The sequence below is a fragment of the Mesorhizobium sp. WSM4840 genome (genome assembly GCF_055811755.1).
Map to the genome: position 1 here is coordinate 157,433 of NZ_JBVVQD010000016.1, position 7,681 is coordinate 165,113.

The window sequence follows — 7,681 nt, forward strand, 5'->3', positions numbered from 1 at the left end:
GGATCGCCAAGACCGCCTAACAGAAAACTGATGTAAACCTTCGCAGGTGCGAAATCCGCATGAACCTTCTCAAGCTTGTCGCGCTCGACGATCAGGATCTGAGCATCGTCTCGGCCCATGTCCAGGACGCCGTGCTGAAGGTCGGCGATCTCGAATACATGCCGGCGGTCAAGCGCTTCGTGGTGACGATGAACCGCTTCGTCTGGGAGGCGAAACCGGGCCTGTTCCGCCAGCACAATGAGCGGCGGCAAAGCGTGCTGCATTTCGACCGGGTGCTGGGCGCCAAGACCAGCGGCATTGCCCGCGACACGCCGGATGAGGTGCTGTCGCTGCTGGCGATCAGCTTCCTCGCGCTCGACAAGCCGGCCGGCATTGTCGAGCTGATCTTTTCAGGCGGCGGCGCGATCATGCTCGATGTCGAGTGCATCGAGGCACGGCTGGCTGACATTGGCGGCGCCTGGGAAGCGACGTCACGCCCGTTCCACAGAGCCTGAGCAGCACAAGATGGCCATCACCCTTCGTCTGTCCGATGCCGATTTCGAGCAGCGTTTTGCCGCGTTCCTTTTGACCAAGCGCGAAGTCTCGGCGGACGTCGACGCCGTGGTGCGCGCGATCATCGCGCGGGTGCGCGCCGAGGGCGACGCGGCGCTCATCGAGTATACGCAGAAATTCGAAAAGGCCGATCTGAAAGACCTCGGCATAGCCGTGTCGCAAGACGACATCGCCAAGGCCTACGATGCGGCCGACCCGCAGACGATCGAGGCGCTTAAATTCGCCCGTGATCGGATCCGCTCCCACCACGAGCGGCAGCGGCCAAAGGACGACCGCTATACGGACGCAATCGGCGTCGAGCTCGGCTCGCGCTGGACGGCGATCGAGGCGGTCGGGCTCTATGTGCCGGGCGGCACGGCGAGCTATCCAAGCTCGGTGCTGATGAGCGCCGTACCGGCCAAGGTCGCCGGCGTCGAGCGCATCGTCATGGCGGTGCCGGCGCCCGGCGGCATCATCAATCCGCTGGTGCTGGTGGCGGCGGATCTGACCGGCATATCCGAAATCTACCGTGTCGGCGGCGCGCAGGCGATCGCAGCACTTGCCTATGGCACCGAGACGATAAAGCCGGTCGCCAAGATCGTCGGCCCCGGCAATGCCTATGTTGCCGCGGCCAAGCGCCAGGTGTTCGGCACGGTCGGCATCGACATGATCGCCGGGCCTTCGGAAGTGCTTATCGTTGCCGACGGCAGCAACGATCCGGACTGGATCGCCGCCGACCTGCTTGCCCAGGCCGAGCATGATGTGTCGGCGCAGTCAATCCTGATCACCGACGATCCCGCCTTCGGCGCGGCGGTCGAACAGGCGGTCGAACGCCAGTTGAAAAACCTGTCGCGCGCCGAGACGGCGGCGGCGAGCTGGCGCGATTTCGGCGCCGTCATCCTTGTTCCGCGAATCGAGGCAGCACCGCCGCTGGTCGACCGCATCGCGGCCGAACATGTCGAGCTTGCCATCGACGAGCCAGAAGCCTTCCTGGCGCGGATGCGCAATGCGGGTGCCGTCTTTCTCGGCCGCCACACGCCGGAAGCCATCGGCGACTATGTCGGCGGCTCCAACCATGTGCTGCCGACGGCGCGCTCGGCGCGCTTCTCGTCCGGGCTTTCGGTGCTCGATTTCGTCAAGCGCACCTCAATCCTGAAGCTCGGGCCGGAGCAATTGCGGGCGCTGGCGCCGGCGGCCATCGCGCTGGCCAAGGCGGAAGGCCTCGACGCGCATGGACGCTCCGTCGCCATACGGCTGAATATGTAGACTGACATGGCGGACTACGATCGAACCCGTGCCAGGCTGATCGATGTCGAACTCGACGAATCGATCGGCCGTTCGACGCCCGATGTCGAGCATGAGCGGGCGGTGGCGATCTTCGACCTGATCGAGGAAAACAGCTTCCAGCCGGTCAATGACGACGGCGCCGGACCCTACCGGCTAAATCTGTCGCTGGCCGAATCCCGCCTGGTCTTCGCGGTGACGCGTGAGGACGGCGCTGCCGTGGTCACCCATATCCTGTCGCTGACGCCGCTCAGGCGCATCGTCAAGGACTACTACATGATCTGCGAAAGCTATTACGACGCCATCCGCACCTCGACTCCCAGCCAGATCGAGGCGATCGATATGGGCCGGCGCGGGCTGCACAATGAAGGCTCGCAGACGTTGATGGACCGGCTGGCCGGCAAGATCGACATCGATTTCGATACGGCGCGCCGGCTGTTCACGCTGGTCTGCGTGCTGCACTGGCGAGGCTGAGCTGCCAGCCCCTCTGCCCCGCTCGATCCTGTTTTTCTGCGGCATGAACGCGGTGCGCTCGCCGATGGCCGAACTGCTGGCGCGCCAGGTGCTTCCGGCGACAACTTTCGTGGCGTCGGCCGGGGTGCGCGGCGGCGAACGCGACCCGTTCGTCGACGCCGTGCTGGCCGAGGACCGGCTTTCGCTGGGCGAACGGCACCCAAGGACACTGGACGATCTCGAGGACGACTATTTCGACCTGATCGTCACGCTATCGCCGGAAGCCCATCACACCGCGCTCGAGCTTACCCGCTCGCTTGCCGTCGACGTCGAATATTGGCCGATGCCGGACCCGACAGACGTCGGCGGCACGCGCGAGCAGATCATGGCCGCCTATCGCGAGGTGCGCGAACGGCTGAAGGCGCGGATCGGCCGCCGTTTTGTGGCGCCGGAAGGCAAAAAACCGCGCTGATTAAGCATGTTCACAAGCGCACGATTATCATATAGGTTCCGCGCAAATTCCGGCCGGCGCGCTGGGAATCCCATCCAAGCAAAGGTATCGAATGCCGAAGGAAGAAGTCCTCGAGTTTCCGGGTGTCGTCACGGAATTGTTGCCCAACGCGATGTTCAGGGTGAAGCTCGAAAACGAACACGAAATCATCGCCCACACGGCCGGCCGCATGCGCAAGAACCGCATCCGCGTGCTGACCGGCGACAAGGTCCTGGTCGAGATGACACCTTACGACCTGACCAAGGGCCGCATCACCTACCGTTTCAAGTAAGATCGTCAGAGTTCGGCCGGGATCGCGATGAGCATTTTGCAGAAGCTCGTGCTTGCCTCGGGTTCGCCGCGCCGGATCGAACTGTTGCAGCAGGCCGGCATCGAGCTGGACCGCGTGCTGCCGGCCGGTGTCGACGAGACGCCGCTGCGCGCCGAGCATCCGCGCTCGCTGGCCAAGCGCCTTTCGAAGGAAAAGGCCGAGAAGGCGCTGGCCTCGCTGCAGGCGGAAGACGACTATGTGCCGAGCTTCGTGCTGGCCGCCGACACGGTGGTCGCCGTCGGCCGGCGCGTCCTGCCCAAGGCCGAAACGTTCGACGACGTCGCCAATTGCCTCGGCCTGCTGTCAGGTCGTTCGCACCGGGTCTATTCCGGCATCTGCCTGATCACGCCGGGCGGCAAGCTGCGCCAGCGGCTGGTCGAGACCAGGGTGCGTTTCAAGCGGCTGCCGCGCGCCGAGATCGACGCCTATGTCGCCTCGGGAGAATGGCGCGGCAAGGCCGGCGGCTATGCCGTCCAGGGGCTGGCCGGCGCCTTTGTCGTCAAGCTTGTCGGCTCCTACACCAATGTCGTCGGCCTGCCGCTCTATGAGACAGTGGCGCTGCTGACCGGCGAGGGTTTCAAGGTGCATGCCAAATGGCAGTCAGCTCGGCCATGAGTTCGGGGCGGCCATGAGCTCGGACGACAAGGTCACGCCGCTGCGCCCCAAGCGGCCCTGCCCCGAGTGCGGCAAGCCGTCGGCACGTGAGACCTACCCGTTCTGCTCCGTGCGCTGCAAGGACATCGACCTCAACCGCTGGCTCAAGGGCGCCTATGTCATTCCGGCCCGCGACGACGAGGACGAAACGGACAACGATCCTCCCAAATGAGGCTGTTCAGAGCAGCCTGCGGGCCTCGACCTCGTCCCGTGAATCCGCCCGTCGAGCAACTGCTGGTTTCCCGCTTGAAATCAGCGCTTAAGCGCTGGACAGGCCGGATTCCCGTGCTATAACCCACCCGCTTTCAAGGGGCGCCTGCGGCGCTTTCAAGAAATCCGGCCCGCGTGCCGGAACAGGCCCAGATAGCTCAGTTGGTAGAGCAGCGGACTGAAAATCCGCGTGTCGGTGGTTCGAATCCGCCTCTGGGCACCATCCCCTCTTCTCTCGACGGTCTCTTTCGCCGAAGCTTCAACGCTTCTGTCTCGGCAATCGACTGAAATCCTTACTGATTTCGGCGCGTAAAGCGCAAATGGTCGGGTTTTGTGGAATTTCGGCGCAGTTGGTCCAACGAGGCGGGGGGCTGGTATTTTCGCTGGTATTGGAGATCCTGATGGTATCGATGCAGCCAAATGGAGGTCCCGAAAATGGCCCTTTCCGACGTAAAATGCCGAAATGCCCGACCCGTTTCCAAGCTCGTGAAATTGTCTGACGGTGGCGGGCTCCAGCTTTGGGTGCAGCCTACCGGATCTCGCCTGTGGCGCCTCGCCTATCGTTTTGGCGGCAAGCAGAAGCTTCTTGCGTTGGGCAGCTATCCTCTCATCTCACTCGCTGAGGCACGCGAGGCGCGCGATACCGCCAAACGTCTCCTCCTACGGGGCATCGACCCCGCACAGGAGCGTAAGTCGCAAAAGGCTTCGGCGGAGAACACCTTTCGCTCAATCGCCGAGGACTATGTCGACAAGCTGAAGAAGGAGGGACGTGCCGACCGGACCATCACCAAGGTCAAATGGTTGCTCGACTTTGCGTATCCAACGTTTGGGGACAAAAGCGTTCGGGAGATCGATCCGGCCACAATTCTTGCCGCTCTCCGGAGCGTGGAGGTTCGCGGTCGATACGAGTCGGCCAGGCGACTGCGCTCCACCATCGGCAGTGTGTTTCGATATGCAATCGCAACCGCGCGCGCCGATGTAGATCCGACGATCGCCCTGAGGGGCGCACTCGTCGGTCCGACGGTCACGCCGCGTGCCGCGGTTACCGATCCTAAGGCCTTGGGAGGCTTGCTGAGGGCGATCAATGCATTTGACGGACAGCCTACAACCCGAGCCGCCCTAAGGCTGATGGCCCTGCTGTTTCCCCGCCCCGGCGAGCTGCGCGCGGCTGGATGGGACGAGTTCGATTTCGAAAGGTCGGTGTGGAGCATCCCTGAAGGACGCATGAAGATGCGACGGCCGCACCGTGTACCTCTTTCCAGGCAGGCGGTCAGCGTCCTGACCTCGCTTACAGAAATCTCTGGTGGTGGATCGCTGTTGTTTCCTAGTGTTCGATCGGGTTCGCGTCCGATTTCCGACAACACGCTTAACGCCGCCCTTCGCCGTATGGGCTATGGCAAAGAAGAAGCTACCGCGCACGGTTTTCGAGCAACGGCATCAACTCTGCTAAACGAATGCGGAAATTGGCATCCGGATGCCATAGAGCGGCAACTGGCCCACCTCGAAAACAACGACGTTCGTCGTGCCTACGCCCGGGCTGAGCATTGGGAAGAGCGTGTCAAGATGATGCAGTGGTGGGCAGATTATTTGGATGAACTCGAGAGCAAAAGCGCGCTAGTGATCTCGATCGGGCGACGTGGCAAGCCTGCCGGTCATACGCCATCGCGACCGTCCGCTTTGAACCCACACAGCGACGGCATACCAAACACCGAGATGAATCTCTAACCGGACGACCAAATGGGCGTAGGTCATCCCGCCACCATCGTCGGGCAGAAAAGGACGTCCCAGTAGAACTCCCGCGATCCCCGAGGCGCGCGAGCGATAGTCCCCATCGTCTCACCTACGAACGTATGAGTCTGTCTCGCCTTCGGAGTGATGCGAGTCGACGAGCGCGCTTTCCGCACGCGCTTGGCTGTCCGGCGACGGCATGAACAGCAAGATTAGATGATAGCTGCTCTCGTAATGCGCGACTTTGCCTTCGAAAGCGCCGCGCCGTTCTTCATCGACTAGCCATGAGGCAGCGTCGGGAAAATGCGAGTTCGGATAGCCCAGCGCTTCGATGCGCGCGGCCTCAAAGAACAATGCCTAGCCAGAGCCAAGCCTTCTCAGCGCATTGTTTGCCCGCGCGCAGATGCCAGCAAGTTCGGCTTCAGTCGCGCTTTCGAGATCGGGGCCGGAACTGAGCATCTTGCGGCCCGGCCTGATCATGAATGCGGCTCACCTACGATTGGGTGCCATGACTCGCTATCTATTGCCGTCAACGGTCATCTGCCCGGCAGTTACAGTCTGCCATTTATGCGACTTTTCGAGCACAGACCGGGAACATCTGACCGTTTCCATTCATCGCCCAAGGCCGGTTTAGCGCTGGAAAAGCCAAAGTGCGGGAGTAAGAAATGGCCGCAACGCGGCCGTAGAACGAACCGCTGCGCGGGAGGGCGCCTGCGGTTGAGGTAGAGGACACGAGCCGGTCGTCGCGCTCGCATTGAGCGTCGTTCGGCTGGAGCAGAGCATGACGGGCTTCTTCAACAAGGAGCCTGACCATGCCCTATCCTGTTCTTGATGCACCTATCAGTCCACTTCGTCAGCGTCTGATCGACGACATGAACATGCGGCGTTTCTCACGGGAGACGCAGCGCAACTATCTCCGCGACATCGGCCGCCTGGCGACGTTCCTCGGGCGTTCACCGGACACAGCGACCACCGACGACCTGCGCCGGTTCCAGATCGAGCAGCAGGACGACGGTGTTCCCGTGCCGACGATGAACAGCATCGTGTCGGCGCTGCGCTTCTTCTTCACGCATACGGTCGATCGTCCCGATCTGGCGCGCAAGCTCGTTCGTCTGGCGCACCCGCGCAAGCTGCCGATGGTCCTGAGCCGCGACGAGGTCGCCCGGCTGCTCAACGCCACCACCTGCCTCAAGCACCAGGCCGCGCTGTCGGTCGCTTATGGCGCGGGCCTGCGCGTCGCGGAGGTGTCGACGTTGAAGGTCGCCGACGTCGACAGCGAGCGCATGCTGCTACGTGTCGAGCGCGGCAAGGGCGGGCGATACCGGAACGCCATGCTGTCGCAAGACCTGCTCTTGTTGCTGCGCCAGTGGTGGAAGGTCGGACGCCAGCAGGGGGTGATGCATCGCGAGGGCTGGCTGTTTCCAGGGCAGCATGCGATGAAGCCCATCAGCACCCGCCAGCTCTATCGCGTGGTCGTCGAGGCAGCGCAGGCGGCCGACATCGCCAAGCGGGTCGGGCCGCACACCCTGCGCCACAGCTTCGCCACCCACCTGCTGGAGGACGGCACCGACATCCGGATCATCCAGGTCCTGCTCGGGCACGCCAAGCTAAATAGCACCGCCTTCTACACCAAGGTCGCAACCCGCACGGTGCGAACGGTGACGAGCCCGCTCGACAAGCTCGGCCTGTTCAAGCCGGGAGAGATGATCTCGCCCGACGGCTGAGCCGTGCGCGCCTCTGTCGAGGTCGCCGACGTCTTCCGCACTGCCGGGCCCGCCTACCGGGCCGCCCATGCAGGGCATCTGAGCCTGCAACAACTCAAGGTCATGTCGGCGATCGAGCACTGCCGCACCGCGGCGCTCGGCGGGCATGTCGAAGCCTGCGAGGACTGCGGCCAGTGGCGCATCGCCTACAACTCCTGCCTTATGGGCAGATCCAGTAATGGGGAGCTGGCGGCGACTTGATCGCGCTCTTGTGTCCGCCGCCGCCAACCCGGCTCA

Annotated in this window: 10 protein-coding genes, 1 tRNA gene and 1 pseudogene; 11 read left to right on the plus strand and 1 reads right to left on the minus strand. The window is 63.2% G+C overall.

Annotated elements, in window-relative coordinates:
* Positions 1-59 precede the first annotated feature (59 nt).
* The 9 genes from AC0L3I_RS21810 (at position 60) to AC0L3I_RS21850 (ending at position 5,678) form a co-directional block, all read left to right on the plus strand.
* On the plus strand, positions 60-494 hold the full coding sequence (locus tag AC0L3I_RS21810) for a DUF2948 family protein (RefSeq protein WP_473528186.1): 435 nt from the start codon (positions 60-62) through the stop codon (positions 492-494).
* Between the two features lie 10 nt (positions 495-504).
* The gene (gene hisD, locus AC0L3I_RS21815) at positions 505-1,797 is read left to right on the plus strand and encodes a histidinol dehydrogenase (RefSeq protein WP_123146620.1); all 1,293 of its coding nucleotides are present in this window, start codon (positions 505-507) and stop codon (positions 1,795-1,797) included.
* Between the two features lie 6 nt (positions 1,798-1,803).
* Positions 1,804-2,289 (plus strand): UPF0262 family protein, encoded by a 486-nt coding sequence (locus AC0L3I_RS21820; RefSeq protein ID WP_473528187.1) that lies wholly within the window; start codon positions 1,804-1,806, stop codon positions 2,287-2,289.
* Positions 2,290-2,332: 43 nt separating this feature from the next.
* Complete coding sequence (locus AC0L3I_RS21825) at positions 2,333-2,740, plus strand: arsenate-mycothiol transferase ArsC (protein ID WP_123146618.1); 408 nt, start codon at positions 2,333-2,335, stop codon at positions 2,738-2,740.
* A 91-nt stretch (positions 2,741-2,831) separates the two neighbouring features.
* On the plus strand, positions 2,832-3,050 hold the full coding sequence (infA, locus tag AC0L3I_RS21830) for a translation initiation factor IF-1 (RefSeq protein ID WP_006200926.1): 219 nt from the start codon (positions 2,832-2,834) through the stop codon (positions 3,048-3,050).
* A gap of 27 nt (positions 3,051-3,077) precedes the next feature.
* On the plus strand, positions 3,078-3,704 hold the full coding sequence (locus tag AC0L3I_RS21835; protein WP_473528188.1) for a Maf-like protein: 627 nt from the start codon (positions 3,078-3,080) through the stop codon (positions 3,702-3,704).
* A 13-nt stretch (positions 3,705-3,717) separates the two neighbouring features.
* On the plus strand, positions 3,718-3,915 hold the full coding sequence (yacG, locus tag AC0L3I_RS21840) for a DNA gyrase inhibitor YacG (protein ID WP_095491465.1): 198 nt from the start codon (positions 3,718-3,720) through the stop codon (positions 3,913-3,915).
* A 185-nt stretch (positions 3,916-4,100) separates the two neighbouring features.
* A tRNA-Phe gene (locus AC0L3I_RS21845) sits at positions 4,101-4,176 on the plus strand.
* Between the two features lie 212 nt (positions 4,177-4,388).
* A complete protein-coding gene (locus AC0L3I_RS21850; RefSeq protein WP_473528189.1) occupies positions 4,389-5,678 on the plus strand; it encodes a tyrosine-type recombinase/integrase in 1,290 nt (429 codons plus the stop codon).
* A 23-nt stretch (positions 5,679-5,701) separates the two neighbouring features.
* Here AC0L3I_RS21850 and AC0L3I_RS21855 read toward each other — a convergent pair whose 3' ends face one another.
* On the minus strand, positions 5,702-5,857 hold the full coding sequence (locus AC0L3I_RS21855; protein ID WP_473454491.1) for a non-canonical purine NTP pyrophosphatase: 156 nt from the start codon (positions 5,855-5,857) through the stop codon (positions 5,702-5,704).
* Positions 5,858-6,493: 636 nt separating this feature from the next.
* Between AC0L3I_RS21855 and AC0L3I_RS21860 the strand changes: the two genes are divergently transcribed.
* Positions 6,494-7,405: a tyrosine-type recombinase/integrase gene (locus AC0L3I_RS21860; protein WP_473528190.1), complete on the plus strand. Its 912-nt coding sequence runs from the start codon at positions 6,494-6,496 to the stop codon at positions 7,403-7,405.
* A gap of 3 nt (positions 7,406-7,408) precedes the next feature.
* Positions 7,409-7,603, plus strand: a pseudogene (locus AC0L3I_RS21865) (transposase zinc-binding domain-containing protein); the annotation flags it as partial.
* Positions 7,604-7,681 lie beyond the last annotated feature (78 nt).